The sequence below is a fragment of the Corynebacterium argentoratense genome (assembly GCF_021491455.1).
Lineage (GTDB): Bacteria > Actinomycetota > Actinomycetes > Mycobacteriales > Mycobacteriaceae > Corynebacterium > Corynebacterium argentoratense_A.
The window spans coordinates 189,999-205,170 of record NZ_JAKETN010000002.1 but is presented as its reverse complement, the minus strand read 5'-3'; the positions used below and the strand labels follow the sequence as shown (position 1 = coordinate 205,170).

Below are 15,172 nucleotides of genomic sequence, written 5' to 3'. Positions count from 1 at the left end.
AGCGCTACACCGTCTTCATGCGTTCGCGACCAGCAGGGAACTTGTCCAGCGCACCAGTCTGAGCCAGTGCACGGACCAAGAAGAAGGACAACAAACCAGCCAAAATGGCGCCGGAAATCATCGAGGTGATGCCATAAATGACGTTGAATTCGATCGACTTCGCCAAGTTGCCGTACATGAACAGCTCAAGAATGACGGCGCCCAGCCCCGCGCCGGCACCCGCCAGCATCGCGACACCGGCACCAAATCGGCGGTAAGCAAAAATCAAGAAGATCAACTCGGCACCCAACCCCTGGGCGAGACCCGAGTACAACACGCCGATGCCCCACACGCTACCCAAAGAAGCAGACACACTGGCGGCAAGAAGCTCACCGATAAACGCGGCACCCGGCTTGCGAATGACAAGCATCACCATCGGGCCGCCCAACAGCCAAATACCCAACGCCAGGCCGTGGAGGCCAGGGGTCAGGGCCGACAAGCTGTCGCCCCAAATGACACCAACGGTGTTCCACACCCAGAAAATCAGGCCAATAGCTACGGACAATACGCACGCCACAATGATGTCGATAGCCCGCCAGGATCGGCGCGGCGTTGCGCCAAACTGCGGCTGTGTTGAGGGTTGTGCGGAAGGTTCAGAAGACGCGAAAGACATAGAAGTTTCTCTCTCCCTATCGCCGGTATTAACCGGATCAGGTTCGGACGGTTTAGGCTCTCAGCCTCCAAGGAGGCACCCGTGGACGTTTAAAGGTTAGCACGTCCAAACCCGCGACCTAATTGATGGCCGTGGCCTCCCCCAACCGCGTGAGTATGGGCGGTAGCAACCTGCATACAAGTAGACTGAACCGCATGAGCACCACATCCAGCTCCCAAGGCCCTGCTCGTGCGCGCAGCAACCGCGTACACACACCATTGACGCTGTGTGCTGCCACAACAGCCGCCCTCGCCGCAGCGCTCACGCTTTCTGCGTGTTCTTCCAACGATGGATCGGCGGACGCTTCTTCTGTCGCAGGTGCCGCTGTCACTGCTTCGCCTTCGTCTTCATCCAGCACCCCCGCTGCCGCTGCAGCCGTTGCACCGTGTGCCGCCCACAATCTTGTCGGCACCATCGAACAGGTCCAGGGGGCCGCAGGTTCCACCATCATCGATGTGTCCCTGCGCAATGACGGCCCTTCGTGCACTGTCGCGGGTTTCCCTGGCGTCAGCTTGATCGACGTGGATGGATCCCAGATTGGCGCCGCTGCTGAACGCGAGCCAGCCTCTGCCACGCCGCAGTCATTGACGTTGGCCACGGGAGACGCGGCGTCATTTAGCGTCCGCAGCACCAACGCGTTGGCCTTCGATCCGAAAGAATGCAACACGATCGATTCCACCGCTTTGAAGGTTTACCCACCCGCGGATACCGAGTGGGTTACCCTACCGCTGACTGTCGCAACCTGCGGAAATGAGCAAATCCACACGCTATTTACCGGGATGGTGCGTTAAATGGCGGGGGGCCTAGCGGCGCTTCTTGATGACGTCGCGTTGATCGCCAAGGCCGCGTCCGCCAGCGTGGATGACGTGGCTGCAGCCAGTGCCAAAACCTCGGCTAAGGCCGCAGGTGTCGTCATCGATGATGCCGCCGTCACCCCGCAGTTCGTGCACGGGGTGACTCCCGCGCGCGAACTTCCGATTATTTGGCGCATCGCTAAAGGTTCACTTTTTAATAAAGCGATCATTATTTTGCCGATCGCCCTGGCCTTGAACTATTTCGCCCCATGGGCTTTGCCACCACTACTGCTGATCGGTGGTCTCTTTTTGTCCTTTGAGGGCGCGGAAAAAATACTTGAAGCAGTGGGGTTGCTCAAGCACCACGATGATGACGCCGCGGATACCCCCATCGCCGCGCAGGAACCTGCTAGCGCCAAAGAGCAGGAAAAGTCGCTGGTAATGGGCGCGATCCGCACGGATCTGATCCTGAGCGCCGAGATCATGATCATCTCCCTGGCAGAGGTAGCGCAGCGGTCCCTGGGGATCCAGATTGCTGTGTTGTTAACTGTGGCTCTGGTGATCACCGCTGGTGTGTACGGCGTTGTCGGAGTGTTGGTCAAACTCGACGATATTGGATTAAGAATCTCGACACGCCCCAAGGCGAGCGGGTTTGGTGTTCATCTCGGCAGGGCGATGGTTCGGGCCATGCCGATAATCCTCGAGATCCTGTCCAAAGTTGGCACATTTGCCATGCTGTGGGTGGGCGGCCACATCGCGATTCATAACTTGCACGAGATCGGTGTTGATGGGCCGCATCATGTTGTTGAGTGGTTGCTGCACGCTACGCACGCAGAATCGGTAGGCGCGGCGTCATGGGTAGTGGACACATTCGCTTCCGCCGCATTTGGCCTGGTGGTCGGTTCGATCATCACCGCAGTGGTTCTGGCACTAAAAGCGCTCGTATCGAAGAAATAAACACGCTGTTTAACAGGGAGAAGGGTTAGCGCCATCATAGGTATTGCCGTAGACCGCATCGCCATCGAACAGGCCCTTATGTTCGCCGAAGATGCTCGACTAGCTGAGCTCGTTCGTCCTATTCTCGACAGAATGCTCGGCGATGGGAAATCTAGCATCGACCCGAGCTACACCATCTGGACTACCGAGACGGCAGAAGACCTCCGGGCGAGGATCGAAGACAATCTACAAGAGGGTGCAGAACGCAACTTCTTCTCGAAGAATGAAGCTACAAATCCGCGATGCCCTGGTCGGCTAAATTCCAGGTGCGCCCGCCACTGTTTCGGGCCCTGACTTCATTAGCGTAGTGATTGTGACGCTGAAGAGCACGCGCCAAAAAGATGGAGGTCAAACCTGTGAAATGTTGATCAAGCAGCAACGATAGGCACGATTTTGTCAAGTTGCTCAGCTGCTGCACTCTGAGCCTTTTCCAGATCATAGCGACTCTGAAGATTCAGCCAGAACTGAGATTCGATCCCAAAATAACGACCTAACCGAAGCGCAGTATCCGCAGTGATTGCGCGCTTGCCATGAACGATTTCATTTATCCTGCGGGGTGGCACTTCAATATCAACGGCCAGTTTGTGTTGCGTAATGCCAAACCCTTTGATGAAATCCTCCATCAGAACCTCACCAGGATGTATCGGCTCATATAACTTTTCGGCCATGATTCTCCTTAATGATAATCCTCAATGATCACGTTCTCTGGGCCTGCCTCAGTCCAGTTAAAGCAAATCCTCCATTGACTGTTGATCTGTATACTGCACTGACCTTTTCGGTCCCCTTTCAAAGCCTCAAGCCGATTCCCCGGCGGAACTCTCAGGGAATTCAAGGAGGTTGCAGCGTCCAGGAACTGAAGCTTGCGATTAGCAACTCTATGAATCCTTGGATCAAGCTTTGGAGCCGGTTCGCGCAGCCACACAAGCTCCGTGTCGCGGTTACCAAATGATCTGATCACAAAATAATCATGCCAAACATAACTCTTCGCGTCAATAACGCTGTGCGTTAACCCTAGAGCGATCAGTGCAGGAGCAGCTCGAGTCAGTGCTCGACTGGATGGACTAGGCGATCACTTAGACGTTGAATTTGAACTCGACGACGTCGCCGTCAGCCATCACGTAGTCCTTGCCTTCCATGCGCACCTTGCCTTGGGCCTTAGCCTCCGCCATGGAACCGGCGGCAACAAGATCATCGAAGGACACAATCTCAGCCTTAATAAATCCACGCTCGAAGTCGGTGTGGATAACGCCAGCTGCCTGGGGCGCGGTGTCACCCTTGTGGATAGTCCACGCACGCGCTTCCTTGGGGCCTGCCGTCAAATAGGTTTGCAATCCGAGGGTGTCGAAGCCTGCTTTAGCCAACGAATGCAAGCCGGGCTCATGTTGACCGACAGACTCTAGAAGCTCTGCGGCTTCCTCCTCGTCCAGTTCGAGCAGTTCGGTCTCCGTCTTGGCGTCTAGGAACACGCAGTCGGCCGGAGCTACCAGTTCGCGGAGTTCCGCCTTCTTGGCCTCATCGGTCAGCACGGCTTCGTCGGAGTTGAATACGTACAAAAACGGCTTTGCAGTCAGCAAGTGAAGTTCACGCAGAGCTGCGAGGTCAACTTCAGACTGCGCAGCGAACAAGGTGCGGTCGTCTTCGAGGATTGCCTGGGCCTTTTTAACTGCCTCTACTTCTGAGGCCTTGGACTTGTCCTTCTTTGCTTCCTTTTCCAGACGCGGCAGTGCCTTTTCGATGGTCTGAAGGTCGGCGAGGATCAGCTCGGTCTCGATAACCGACATGTCGCTGCGCGGATCGACACGGCCATCGACGTGGATGACGTCGCCATCGGCGAATGCACGCACTACCTGGCAGATTGCATCTGCTTCGCGAATGTTAGCTAGGAATTTGTTTCCAAGCCCCTCCCCCTCGGACGCACCCTTGACGATGCCGGCGATATCGACGAAGGAGACGGTTGCGGGCAAGATGCGCTCCGAGCCGAAGATCTCGGCGAGCTTAGACAGTCGCGAGTCAGGCAGCTCGACGAGGCCAACGTTGGGCTCGATGGTTGCGAAAGGGTAATTAGCCGCAAGAACATCGTTGCGGGTAAGTGCGTTAAACAAAGTGGACTTGCCAACATTGGGCAGACCGACAATTCCAAGAGTAAGGCTCACGGGCGCTAATACTATCAGCCAGCTGACCATAGATGTCTATAGCCCACTCGACCGCCCGCCCATAACCTGCTTTTCTACGACGGTCCAACCTCGGGGTACAGCAACGCTGGCCCCACACCACTAGCCGGGTCGCACCGGGGGCAACCATGGGGGGCTATTCCACCACCTTTTGTTATTATGTGTTCACTTTCAGGCCTAGATTGTGAACACCCTCACCATGGCCAGTGAGATTCGCGCTTGGGTACACTCCGCACCACCCCGCGGTCTGCGCAAAAATACACATATCGTTCATTTCTAAAGTGAAAGGTCTTCGACCATGGCTGCACAGGAAGTTTCAAGCCCTGAGCGCCGCGAAGTGTTCTCATCCCGCATGGCATTTTTGCTGGCCGCTATCGGCTCAGCTGTGGGCTTGGGCAACATTTGGCGCTTCCCTTACGTCGCGTATGAATCCGGCGGCGGCGCATTCCTCGTTCCGTACCTGTTAGCGCTACTAACCGCAGGTATCCCCCTGCTCTTCCTCGACTACGCACTGGGCCACCGCTACCGCGGCTCCGCCCCCCTGGCTTTCCGCCGCATCAAGAGCTGGGCAGAACCGGTTGGTTGGATTCAGACAGGCATCTGTTTCTTCATCACCATTTACTACGCAGCCATCATCGCTTGGGCAGCCCTCTACACCGTCAAGTCGCTGAACAAGGCATGGGGCGAGGTACCACAGGACTACTTCTTCAAGTCCTTCCTCAAGATGGACAGTTCCCAGACTTTCTCCACCTCGATCGTTCCTGAGATCGCGGTCGCTTTGGCCGTCGTGTGGATCGTCGCTATCCTCGTTCTGGCGATGGGCGTTGACTCTGGCATCGGCCGCGCGTCAAAGATCTTCATGCCGATCCTGACCGTCCTCTTCTTAATTGTTGTCATCGCTGCCCTGTTCCTGCCGGGCGCGAGCATCGGCCTCGATGCACTGTTTACTCCGCGTTGGGAAGCTCTGAAGGACCCGAGCATCTGGGTCGCAGCGTACGGTCAGATCTTCTTCTCCCTATCTGTCGGCTTCGGCATTATGCTGACCTACTCCTCCTACCTCAAGCCCCGCACTAACCTGACCGGCACCGGCCTGGTCACTGGTTTCGCGAACTCTTCTTTCGAGCTGCTCGCAGGTATCGGCGTCTTCGCTGCTCTGGGTTTCATGGCTAACCAGCAAAACGTTGCCGTGGATGAGGTCGTGAGCTCCGGAATTGGCTTGGCGTTCATCGCGTTCCCGACCATCATCAACAACATGCCAATGGGCGCCATCTTCGGCACCCTGTTCTTCGGCTCCCTGACCATCGCCGGATTCACCTCCCTGCTCTCGCTCCTTGAGGTCGTTGTCTCCGGTGTCAAGGACAAGCTCAATCTCGAGCGCAAGACTGCCGCCATCGGTGTTGGTGTTGCGATGGCTCTGCTCTCCCTGACGTTGTTCTCCACCACCTCGGGCTTGATCACCCTGGACATCATGGACAAGTTCACCAACAACGTTGGCATCGTCGCCATCGCTTTGGTCTCCATCGTCGTGATCGACTGGATCCTGCGCCGCATCGACGAGCTTGCCCTCCACCTCAACGCTGTCTCCTCCTTCAAGGTCGGCACCATCTGGCGTATCTGCGTCGTGAACATCACGACCATCGTCCTGGGCTACACCCTGCTGCAGGAGCTCATCTCCCTCATCAAGGAGCCCTACGGCGGCTACTCGCACACCCAGGTACTGCTCTACGGCTGGGGTGTTCTGGCTGTCGTCGTACTCGGTTCCTTCATGCTCTCTGTGACGCCGTGGAAGGGTAACCAGCCGCTGCAGGGCCCGCCCGGCTCGGACTTCGGTGTCGACCCCAATTCCTTGGAGCTCAGCGTGGAGCGCCCGCAAAAGTACGTTCCCGACAATGGGGATGCCGTTCCCGCAACGAAGGAGGCCTAAACCATGAGTGGTATTGCCGTAATGATGATGGTGTTGTTCATGGTTGTGATCTGGGGTGGCCTCGCTGCTTCGATCGCCACGTTGCGCCGCCACCCGGATGAGCAGTCCGGCTTGCTGGGTAGCAATGACTACGCCACGGACGACGCACTGATCGCCCACGAAGGACACTAACCTTTCTCACCCGGCCGACCGCGCACGGCTACCGGGTGTTGCTAATCCACGCCCCCTATTGTGTAGTGGCACAATAGGGGGCGTGTTGTCTTCTAACCCGCATGCAGTCGATGAACTGCACGATGCTGACGTCGCGTCACACGCTCACCCACACGACCGTACCGGCGTCATCATTGAGGGTTTAAAACAGCTCGCGTGGTGGTCTCTGCGCATCTTGGTAATCCTGGCAGGCACCTATGTCACCTGGCTGTTATTGGGTAAATTCTGGCGTGGCATCCTGCCCGTCGCTTTGGCGATCATCGTCACCACCGTGCTGTGGACTCCCACGCAGTGGCTGTGCCGGCTCAAACTGCCGCGTGCGGTCGCCGCTCTGATCACTTTGCTCGGCAGTGTTGGAGTGGTGGGGGCATTCTTCGCTTTCATCGCACCGAGTGTGGCACAGCAGATGCCCGGCTTATATTTTCAAGGGTTCGAGGGGATCCAGCGCATGGAACTGTGGTTGCAAGGCCCGCCGCTGAATCTACACGATGAAGACCTCAACAATTACTTCGCCTCCGGCACAGCCTGGTTGCAAAATCAGTCGGGCACTATCGCCGAGCGCCTGTTCGCCGGTTTGGGTAAGGCATCGAGCATCGTCGTCAACGTGGGTATTGTTTTGGTTCTCACCTTCTTTTTCCTTAAAGATGGGGACCGCTTCCTGCCCTGGCTTAACTCTGTGGTCGGCCGACGTGCGGGGGGCCCTTTAAGGGAACTACTCGCCCGCTGCTGGGTCACCTTGTCGGGCTTCATCCGGGCTCAGGCCATCGTCTCATTTGTTGACGCCGCGTTTATCGGTTTTGGCCTTGTCATCATGGGGATTCCACTGGCTCTGGTTCTGGCAATGCTGACATTCTTTGCGGGGTTCGTCCCGATCGTTGGGGCTTTCGTTGCCGGCGCGCTGGCTGTCATGGTGGCGTTTGTGGCTAAGGGACTGACCGCCGCCATTGTTGTTCTGGTGATCGTTGTTGCCGTGCAGCAGCTCGAAGGCAACATTTTGTCACCGCTGTTGCAGTCAAGGGCGATGAATCTTCACCCGGCCGTGGTGCTGTTGTCCGTCACTATCGGCGGTTCCCTTTTTGGGATCCTCGGCGCGTTTTTTGCTGTGCCGGTCGCCGCGATGGTCGCTGTGCTGCTGCGCTTCATTGGCGACATGATTGATCTGAAAACCGGGGCGCGAACACCTGAAGAGGTGGAGTTTGTGTCGGACCCGGAATTTTTTTCTGAGCTTTTTCCCACCACACCCGCTCGATCCGAAGCCGCATGCTCCAAAGATGAATAATTTCGGCCGACTGCTACGGGTGATTTAGCCCCCGATGGGCTAACATAACGTTTTGTGACTTCACAGCCAGCGCGCGCTTCGCGCCCCACTCCCCAGCCCCGCAAGGCCGGTGGTTTTGGCATACCGCTGTGGTCTGCCCTATCGATTCTGATCGCCACGTTGGCTACCGGTGCGCTTCTCAGCGTCCTTGGCTCTGACCTGGGCTGGCAATACCTCGCGTGTTTCGCTGTTGGTGCGCTACTGACTTCCCTTCTAGTTGAGGTCCGTGGCTTAAGCATTTTCGCAGCATGCGTGCCCATTTTCTTCGCTTTCGCAACCCCCGTGGCGTCATGGTTTGTATCGGATTCCATGGCTCCGGACGCGTCAAAGGGCTCGTTGGTCCGCGCAGACATGGTCGCTGCGGTGTACCCACTGGCTGTGTTTTTCCCCGCGCTGTTGATCGTCACGCTGCTGGTATGTTTCATCGGGTTGCTGCGCTATTTGGCCGCCCGTAACCGTGCGCGGGCACGCGCCGCTGCTCTGGCCCGAGCCCGCAGAAAAGAACAGTCGGCAGACAGGGCGAATGTTGCTGCGACAACCCGTGTGCGTACCCGCCGCGCGCGTGGCGAGCGCCCACAACAGGTCACAGTCGACGAACTGCTGCGCACACGGGGCGCTACGCATTCTTCACGACGCCGCGCCAGCGCTTCGGCAGAGCGCCGGGTTGTTGTTGACCGCCAGCAGACCACCCGACTAGGCGGGGATACTCCCCGAACGCGGCCCCCGCGCACCCAAGGTAGCGCTGCTTATCGCGAGTACCGTCCGCGCGACGAACGTCGCGATGCTCCTCGCTACCGGGATAGCCGGCGCGACAGCCGCTAATACACACCAGAGATAGAACAAAAGCCGGACGCTCACCAATGCGTCCGGCTTTCACCTATGTCCAGGGACTGTGCTCTGCGTCCGGTTATCGCTTCGATCGGTCAGCTGGGCGGAGTTCGCGCGGAAGGCCAAAGACCAGTTTTTCGCTTGCGGTGGTAACGGTCTCGACGTCATTAAATCCATGCTCGGCTACGAGGTCGAGTACGCCCTGCACCAGAATCTCCGGGACGGATGCGCCGGAGGTAAGCCCAATAGTGTTGACACCTTCGAGCCATTCGGGTTCGATTTGGTGGGCGTAATCCACAAGGTAGCTTGCGGCGGCACCATTTTGCAGGGCGACCTCCACTAGCCGCTTAGAGTTCGAGCTATTCTGCGAGCCCACGACGATCACCAGATCGCACTGGGGCGCGATTGCTTTGACTGCCACTTGGCGGTTCTGGGTGGCGTAGCAAATGTCGTCGCTCGGCGGATCCTGCAAGTTGGGGAACTTCTGCTTGAGCAGCTGCACGATGGTCATGGTCTCGTCGACAGACAGGGTGGTTTGCGACAACCAGATCAGCTTGTCATCGTCCGAGAACTCCAAGCGTTCAACGCCCTCTACCCCATCGACGAGGTGAACAACATCGGGGGCTTCACCGGCGGTGCCCTCAACTTCTTCGTGGCCTTCGTGTCCGATCAGCAGAATCTGGTAGCCGGCCTTCGCGAAACGCTTGACTTCGTTGTGCACCTTGGTCACCAGCGGGCAGGTGGCGTCGAGGGTGTGAAGGGACAGCTCTTTGGCTTCGCTGTGCACGGCGGGGCTGACACCGTGGGCGGAAAACACCAGGTGGGCGCCTTCGGGAACTTCGGTGGTTTCATCGACGAAGATGGCGCCGCGCTCGGCCAGGGTGTCCACCACATAACGGTTGTGGACGATTTCTTTGCGCACGTAGACGGGGGCACCGTATTTTTCTAGTGCTCGTTCCACGGTTTCCACCGCCCGGTCTACGCCGGCACAGTATCCGCGGGGCGCGGCCAAAAGGACTTTCTTCGCCGTGTCTGTCATGACGTCTAGGTTAACGTCTCGCGCTGGTTTTACCTACACTGGTGAGGCACTCGTAACTTCTTCGAAAGGAAGGCGCCCACTGTGAGCGATACCACCCCCGAGTCTCCTTGGCCGGTGCGGGACTTAAACACCCGGGTGAAGCAGTGGATTGAGCGTCTGGGGCATGTGTGGGTTGAGGGGCAGCTTGCCCAGATTAATTACAAGCCGTCGTGGAAGTTGTCTTATGTGACGCTGCGTGATCCTCAGGCCGAGGCTAGTGTGCAGTTGACGTGCCCGTCCTCGTTGTTGCGGGATATGGACCTGTCTGATGGTGACCGCGTGGTGGTCTATGGCAAGCCTGCTTTTTATGCTGGCCGGGGCAGTTTTTCTTTGTGGGTTACGCAGATTCGCCGTGTGGGTATGGGCGAGTTGTTGGCCCGAATTAATGCGCTGCGGGAGGCCCTTGCCCGGGCGGGTTTGTTTGCCCCGGAGCGTAAAAAGCCGCTGCCTTTTCTTCCTCGCCGGGTTGGTTTGATCACGGGCCGTGGTTCTGCCGCAGAGCGGGATGTGTTGGCTGTTGCGCGGGATCGTTGGCCCGAGGTCGACTTTGAGGTAATCAATACTGCCGTGCAGGGCCCTTCGGCGGTTCCGGAAATTGTGAAGGCCTTAAAGATTCTTGATGACGCCGCGGGGGTCGACGTCATCATTATCGCGCGCGGTGGCGGCAGCGTTGAGGATTTGCTGCCGTTTTCGGAGGAGGCGTTGCAGCGCGCTGTGGCTGCTTGTTCCACCCCGGTTGTGTCGGCGATTGGTCACGAGCCTGACAATCCGATTTTGGATAATGTTGCGGATGTTCGTGCTGCTACCCCAACGGATGCTGCTAAGCGTGTGGTGCCGGATGTGTTGGCGGAGCGCGAGTTGGTGAAGCAGTTGCGTGCTCGGGGGCGCCAGGCGGTGGTGGGCTATGTCAATAATCAGGCTGATTATGTGGGCCAGTTGGCGTCGCGTCCTGTGTTGGCGGATCCGTATACGCCTATCCATCGGCATGCGGAGGAGTTGGATGGGTGGCGTCGTCGGCTGCGCCGGGAGGTTGTGTCTTTGGTGGAGTCCCAGAGTAATGACGTCGCGTCGCTGCGGGCTCGCGTGAAGGCTTTGGGTCCTGCAGCTACGCTTGCTCGCGGGTACGCGGTGGTGCAAGTGCGCGATCCTGATGCGCCGAAGCAGCGGGGCGCTGATGCTTATTCGGTGGTGACCTCTATCGGGGATGTGGCACCGGGTAGTCAGTTGAGGGTCCGCGTCGGTGATGGTTCCATGGGCGCTGCGGTTCTTAATGTGACACCAGCGGATTAGTTGTCGTTTTAGTTATTAGGATGGTTGGCATGTCGACCCAAAAATCTTCCACTGGCCCCACGTTTGACCCCATTGAACAGATGTCTTACGAGCAGGCTCGTTCTGAACTCGCCGAGGTTGTGGGCATTTTGGAGCTGGGGCAGATGTCTTTGGATGAGTCTTTGGCCTATTGGGAGCGCGGAGAAGCCTTAGCCAAGGCATGCGAGGGCTTCTTGGATGGCGCTAAGCAGCGCATCACTGCGGCTTTGGCTGAGCAGGTGGCTGGGGCTGAAGAAGATGATCCCGAGGCCGATGAGGAGTTCGGGGAAGGCTAGCTCGGGCTAGTTGCTCGCGGGGGTGGCTATGCTTTCGGAAGCCCCAGAGTTGTCTGTGTTGTCTGTGGTGTCGATGTTGTCTATGGGTGCGGCCTTGAGGATCGCTTTCGCCATGGTGCGGTAGTCTTCCTCGGTTCCACCGCCGGAGATAATAATTCTGACGTCGCCTAAGTCGGTGCCCCAGGCCTCGCCTGCAGTGGGGTCATCGGAGGTGTAGGTGGTGAAGGTCTGGCCGTCGATGTCTACTGGCTCACCGAGGGTGCGCACGTGACGGTCGATATGTTCGAGCGCGTATTTTAGGTCGGCTGATGTTTGGGTGAGCTGCACGTAGGTTGCATTGGGGGTTACCCATCCGACGACCACCGCTGGTTGGTTGTTGAGCCCCATGCGGCGCGCAGAATTCGGTATCCATCCTTCGGGCACATCAGGGTATCGCAGGGGAAAGGCCATGGCGCGTGACTCCATGGACACGACAGCTGGTGCGTCGACCTCATGAACGGGCCCGTTCTCGGGGGCTCCTGGGTTGAAGCTGCACATGCCGGTGAATCCGACGGCGAAAGCCATGAATACGATGATGACCACCAGGGAGATGGTGATGTCTTTGCCACCTTGGAAAATGCGGGGTTTGTTTTCAGCCACGTGTCCCAGTATCCCACACCCCACCGTGTGCTTGAGAGCACACCCATTGGCGGGTAGAGGGTCAGGAACGCACCTGGGTTTTTATTTTCAAAGCGGCGCGCAATCGCCAAGAAAGTGACACAATTAAGGGGATGGTTTTTAAACCTTCGTTTTATATCACCATGTAGCAATGCCTCAGGAGGCACAAGAGCTGTGAACAATCAGAACGACGCATTTTCTGCACACACTGATTCCCGAACCCCCGACCGTAACCTCGCGATGGAGCTGGTCCGCGTGACCGAGGCCGCCGCGCTTGCCAGTGGCCGGTGGGTTGGCCGCGGTATGAAGAACGAAGGCGACGGCGCAGCTGTTGATGCCATGCGTAAGCTGATCAATTCCGTTGATATGAACGGTGTTGTCGTGATCGGCGAGGGCGAGAAGGACGAAGCCCCGATGCTGTTCAACGGCGAGCGCGTTGGTACCGGTGTTGGCGCAGAGGTTGACATCGCTGTTGACCCGGTTGACGGCACCACGCTGATGGCTGAGGGCCGCCCGAATGCTATTTCGGTCCTGGCAGCCGCCGAGCGTGGCTCCATGTACGACCCTTCCGCTGTGTTCTACATGCAGAAGATTGCCGTCGGCCCGGAGGCCGTGGGGGTTATCGACATCGAGGCTCCTGTGGAGTACAACATCAAGAATGTCGCCAAGGCTAAGGGCATTGCACCTTCGGACGTGACGGTTGTTGTGCTGGATCGTCCCCGCCACAACCAGCTAATGGCCGATATTCGTGCGGCTGGCGCCAAAGTTCGTATGATCAGCGATGGTGACGTCGCGGGCGCTGTTGCTGCAGCGCAGGACACCAACGCCATTGACATCATGATGGGCACCGGCGGCACCCCTGAGGGCATCATCACTGCCTGCGCTATGAAGTGCATGGGTGGCGAAATCCAGGGCAAACTGGCCCCCACCTCTGATAAGGAAGCTCAGAAGGCTATTGATGCGGGCCACGACCTCAATCGTGTGCTCACCACCAATGACTTGGTGACCAGCGACGACTGCTACTTCGTTGCAACCGGCGTGACCAATGGCGACATGCTGCGCGGCGTGAGCTACCGCAAGAATGGAGCCACGACCCGTTCGTTGGTCATGCGTTCTCGTTCGGGCACCATCCGCTACATTGAGTCCGTCCACCAGCTGGCTAAGCTGCAGGAATACTCGGTAGTCGATTACTCCTAAGTACCCCGAGCGATCGCTTGTCTGGTCGCTGTGATGTGGGAGGGGTTCGTCGCCGCAGGGCATTAGCGGCCGACGAACCCCTCCTTTTTCGCACCCGGCTGTTGGCTGGAAGATAGTGGCCACCACCTTTAGGGGGTGGCCACTATCTTCTGTCGATGCCAGCGGGAAAAAAATCAGCCATACTTGAAAGCGGTGCCTCACTGAGGCTTTCTACAACACAACGCTTTCACCAACTTTTAAGGTGGTTTTTATGACCGAGTACCGCATCGAACACGACACTATGGGCGAAGTGAAGGTCCCCGTCGACGCCCTATGGCGTGCACAGACCCAGCGTGCTGTTGAAAACTTCCCAATCTCCGGCCGTGGCCTGGAGTCCGCGCAGATCCGCGCTATGGGCTTGCTGAAGGCCGCCTGCGCACAGGTCAACAAGGACCGTGGCCTGCTTCCCGCAGAAAAGGCCGATGCCATCATCACCGCTGCTAAGGCTGTCGCTGAGGGCAAGCACGATGCTGAATTCCCGATCGACGTGTTCCAGACCGGTTCCGGCACCTCCTCCAACATGAACACCAACGAAGTGATCGCTTCGTTGTGTGCACAGGCTGGTGTTGAGGTTCACCCCAACGATGACGTCAATATGGGTCAGTCCTCCAACGACACCTTCCCCACCGCAACCCACGTTGCTGCAACCGAGGCTGCTGTCACCGATCTGATCCCCGGCCTAAAGGTTCTCCAGACCTCCCTGGAAAACAAGGCTAAGGAGTGGGAGAACGTCGTTAAGTCCGGCCGCACCCACCTGATGGATGCTGTTCCGGTCACCCTGGGTCAGGAGTTCGCCGGCTACGCCCGCCAGATCGAAGCTGGTATTGAGCGCGTCGAGGCTACTCTGCCCCGCCTGGGTGAGCTGCCGATTGGTGGCACCGCTGTCGGCACCGGCCTGAACACCCCTGCTGATTTCGGCGCTAAGGTCGTGGCCGAGCTGGTCAACCTCACCGATGTTAAGGAGCTGCGCGAGTGCGTGAACCACTTCGAGGCTCAGGCTGCTCGTGACGGCTTGGTTGAGTTCTCCGGCGCGATGCGCACCATCGCAGTGTCCCTGAACAAGATCGCTAACGACATCCGTTGGATGGGTTCCGGTCCGCTGACCGGCCTGGGCGAGATCCACCTGCCCGACCTGCAGCCCGGCTCCTCCATCATGCCTGGCAAGGTCAACCCGGTTCTGTGCGAGACCGCTACCCAGGTCGCTGCACAGGTGATCGGCAACGATGCTGGTGTGGCTTTCGCTGGTTCCCAGGGTGCTTTCGAGCTCAACGTGTTCATCCCGATGATGGCCCGCAACGTTCTCGAGTCCGCTCGCCTGCTGGCCAACACCGCCCGCGTCTTCGCTGAGCGTCTCGTTGATGGCATCGAGCCCAACACCGAGCGCATGAAGAACCTGGCTGAGTCCTCCCCGTCCATCGTGACTCCGCTGAACTCCGCCATCGGTTACGAAAACGCCGCTAAGGTCGCTAAGACTGCTCTGAAGGAAGGCAAGACCATCCGCCAGACCGTCATAGACTTGGGCTTCGTTGATGGCGAGAAGCTCACCGAGGAAGAGCTCGACAAGCGCCTCGATGTGCTTGCTATGTGCAACACCGACCGCGACAAGTAGAACCATGTAGACCTACGTCGTAGTTCGACGCAGGTCGGATAGACACCAGGTGGTGG

At 58.2% G+C, this 15,172-nt stretch carries 16 protein-coding genes and 1 riboswitch; of the genes, 10 read left to right on the top strand and 6 right to left on the bottom strand.

Annotated features, from left to right (window positions below; all coding sequences use genetic code 11):
* Window positions 1–4: 4 nt before the first annotated feature.
* A complete protein-coding gene (locus tag L1C91_RS03440) occupies window positions 5–652 on the bottom strand; it encodes an ECF transporter S component (protein WP_020976020.1) in 648 nt (215 codons plus the stop codon).
* Window positions 649–745: riboswitch (TPP riboswitch) on the bottom strand. (Overlaps the previous gene by 4 nt.)
* A 101-nt stretch (window positions 746–846) precedes the next feature.
* Between L1C91_RS03440 and L1C91_RS03435 the strand changes: the two genes are divergently transcribed.
* Window positions 847–1,482, top strand: coding sequence for a DUF4232 domain-containing protein (locus tag L1C91_RS03435; protein ID WP_234858029.1), 636 nt, complete (start codon window positions 847–849; stop codon window positions 1,480–1,482).
* Window positions 1,483–2,442, top strand: coding sequence for a DUF808 domain-containing protein (locus L1C91_RS03430; RefSeq protein WP_234858028.1), 960 nt, complete (start codon window positions 1,483–1,485; stop codon window positions 2,440–2,442). It abuts the gene before it with no gap.
* Window positions 2,443–2,849: 407 nt separating this feature from the next.
* Here L1C91_RS03430 and L1C91_RS03425 read toward each other — a convergent pair whose 3' ends face one another.
* From L1C91_RS03425 to ychF, 3 genes are all read right to left on the bottom strand, one after another.
* Window positions 2,850–3,149: a HigA family addiction module antitoxin gene (locus L1C91_RS03425; protein ID WP_020976016.1), complete on the bottom strand. Its 300-nt coding sequence runs from the start codon at window positions 3,147–3,149 to the stop codon at window positions 2,850–2,852.
* Window positions 3,150–3,157: 8 nt separating this feature from the next.
* Window positions 3,158–3,439, bottom strand: coding sequence for a type II toxin-antitoxin system RelE/ParE family toxin (locus L1C91_RS03420; protein WP_234858027.1), 282 nt, complete (start codon window positions 3,437–3,439; stop codon window positions 3,158–3,160).
* Window positions 3,440–3,554: 115 nt separating this feature from the next.
* On the bottom strand, window positions 3,555–4,634 hold the full coding sequence (gene ychF / locus L1C91_RS03415; RefSeq protein ID WP_234653305.1) for a redox-regulated ATPase YchF: 1,080 nt from the start codon (window positions 4,632–4,634) through the stop codon (window positions 3,555–3,557).
* A 316-nt stretch (window positions 4,635–4,950) separates the two neighbouring features.
* Here ychF and L1C91_RS03410 point away from each other — a divergent pair, with 316 nt between their 5' ends.
* The 4 genes from L1C91_RS03410 to L1C91_RS03395 all read left to right on the top strand — a co-directional run bounded on the left by L1C91_RS03410 (window position 4,951) and on the right by L1C91_RS03395 (window position 8,926).
* On the top strand, window positions 4,951–6,576 hold the full coding sequence (locus L1C91_RS03410; RefSeq protein ID WP_234858026.1) for a sodium-dependent transporter: 1,626 nt from the start codon (window positions 4,951–4,953) through the stop codon (window positions 6,574–6,576).
* Window positions 6,577–6,579: 3 nt separating this feature from the next.
* Complete coding sequence (metS, locus tag L1C91_RS03405) at window positions 6,580–6,747, top strand: methionine/alanine import NSS transporter subunit MetS (protein ID WP_020976007.1); 168 nt, start codon at window positions 6,580–6,582, stop codon at window positions 6,745–6,747.
* A 115-nt stretch (window positions 6,748–6,862) separates the two neighbouring features.
* Window positions 6,863–8,065: an AI-2E family transporter gene (locus L1C91_RS03400; RefSeq protein WP_442872263.1), complete on the top strand. Its 1,203-nt coding sequence runs from the start codon at window positions 6,863–6,865 to the stop codon at window positions 8,063–8,065.
* Between the two features lie 54 nt (window positions 8,066–8,119).
* Window positions 8,120–8,926, top strand: a complete 807-nt coding sequence (locus tag L1C91_RS03395) for a DUF6542 domain-containing protein (protein WP_234858024.1) — start codon at window positions 8,120–8,122, stop codon at window positions 8,924–8,926.
* An 85-nt stretch (window positions 8,927–9,011) separates the two neighbouring features.
* On the opposite strand, the gene L1C91_RS03390 is transcribed toward L1C91_RS03395, so the two are convergent.
* Window positions 9,012–9,971, bottom strand: coding sequence for a 4-hydroxy-3-methylbut-2-enyl diphosphate reductase (locus tag L1C91_RS03390; RefSeq protein WP_234858023.1), 960 nt, complete (start codon window positions 9,969–9,971; stop codon window positions 9,012–9,014).
* Between the two features lie 81 nt (window positions 9,972–10,052).
* Here L1C91_RS03390 and xseA point away from each other — a divergent pair, with 81 nt between their 5' ends.
* Both xseA and L1C91_RS03380 read left to right on the top strand, forming a co-directional pair.
* Entirely contained in the window at window positions 10,053–11,300 is a 1,248-nt protein-coding gene (gene xseA, locus L1C91_RS03385; RefSeq protein ID WP_234858022.1) for an exodeoxyribonuclease VII large subunit, read from the top strand.
* Between the two features lie 29 nt (window positions 11,301–11,329).
* The gene (locus tag L1C91_RS03380) at window positions 11,330–11,614 is read left to right on the top strand and encodes an exodeoxyribonuclease VII small subunit (protein ID WP_234858021.1); all 285 of its coding nucleotides are present in this window, start codon (window positions 11,330–11,332) and stop codon (window positions 11,612–11,614) included.
* A gap of 6 nt (window positions 11,615–11,620) precedes the next feature.
* Here the strand turns inward: L1C91_RS03380 and L1C91_RS03375 are convergent, their stop codons facing one another.
* Complete coding sequence (locus tag L1C91_RS03375; RefSeq protein WP_234858020.1) at window positions 11,621–12,253, bottom strand: DUF4245 domain-containing protein; 633 nt, start codon at window positions 12,251–12,253, stop codon at window positions 11,621–11,623.
* Window positions 12,254–12,511: 258 nt separating this feature from the next.
* On the opposite strand from L1C91_RS03375, the gene glpX reads away from it, so the two are divergent.
* Window positions 12,512–13,468 (top strand): class II fructose-bisphosphatase, encoded by a 957-nt coding sequence (glpX, locus tag L1C91_RS03370; RefSeq protein WP_234858190.1) that lies wholly within the window; start codon window positions 12,512–12,514, stop codon window positions 13,466–13,468.
* A gap of 250 nt (window positions 13,469–13,718) precedes the next feature.
* Window positions 13,719–15,116, top strand: coding sequence for a class II fumarate hydratase (locus L1C91_RS03365; RefSeq protein WP_020975999.1), 1,398 nt, complete (start codon window positions 13,719–13,721; stop codon window positions 15,114–15,116).
* Window positions 15,117–15,172 lie beyond the last annotated feature (56 nt).

Coding starts and splice junctions, on each gene's coding strand:
- L1C91_RS03410 (WP_234858026.1), top strand. CDS start 4,951: ATGGCTGCACAGGAAGTTTCAAGCCCTGAGCGCCGCGAAGTGTTCTCA.
- L1C91_RS03365 (WP_020975999.1), top strand. CDS start 13,719: ATGACCGAGTACCGCATCGAACACGACACTATGGGCGAAGTGAAGGTC.
- L1C91_RS03435 (WP_234858029.1), top strand. CDS start 847: ATGAGCACCACATCCAGCTCCCAAGGCCCTGCTCGTGCGCGCAGCAAC.
- L1C91_RS03390 (WP_234858023.1), bottom strand. CDS start 9,971: ATGACAGACACGGCGAAGAAAGTCCTTTTGGCCGCGCCCCGCGGATAC.
- L1C91_RS03430 (WP_234858028.1), top strand. CDS start 1,483: ATGGCGGGGGGCCTAGCGGCGCTTCTTGATGACGTCGCGTTGATCGCC.
- glpX (WP_234858190.1), top strand. CDS start 12,512: ATGGAGCTGGTCCGCGTGACCGAGGCCGCCGCGCTTGCCAGTGGCCGG.
- L1C91_RS03425 (WP_020976016.1), bottom strand. CDS start 3,149: ATGGCCGAAAAGTTATATGAGCCGATACATCCTGGTGAGGTTCTGATG.
- L1C91_RS03380 (WP_234858021.1), top strand. CDS start 11,330: ATGTCGACCCAAAAATCTTCCACTGGCCCCACGTTTGACCCCATTGAA.
- metS (WP_020976007.1), top strand. CDS start 6,580: ATGAGTGGTATTGCCGTAATGATGATGGTGTTGTTCATGGTTGTGATC.
- L1C91_RS03440 (WP_020976020.1), bottom strand. CDS start 652: ATGTCTTTCGCGTCTTCTGAACCTTCCGCACAACCCTCAACACAGCCG.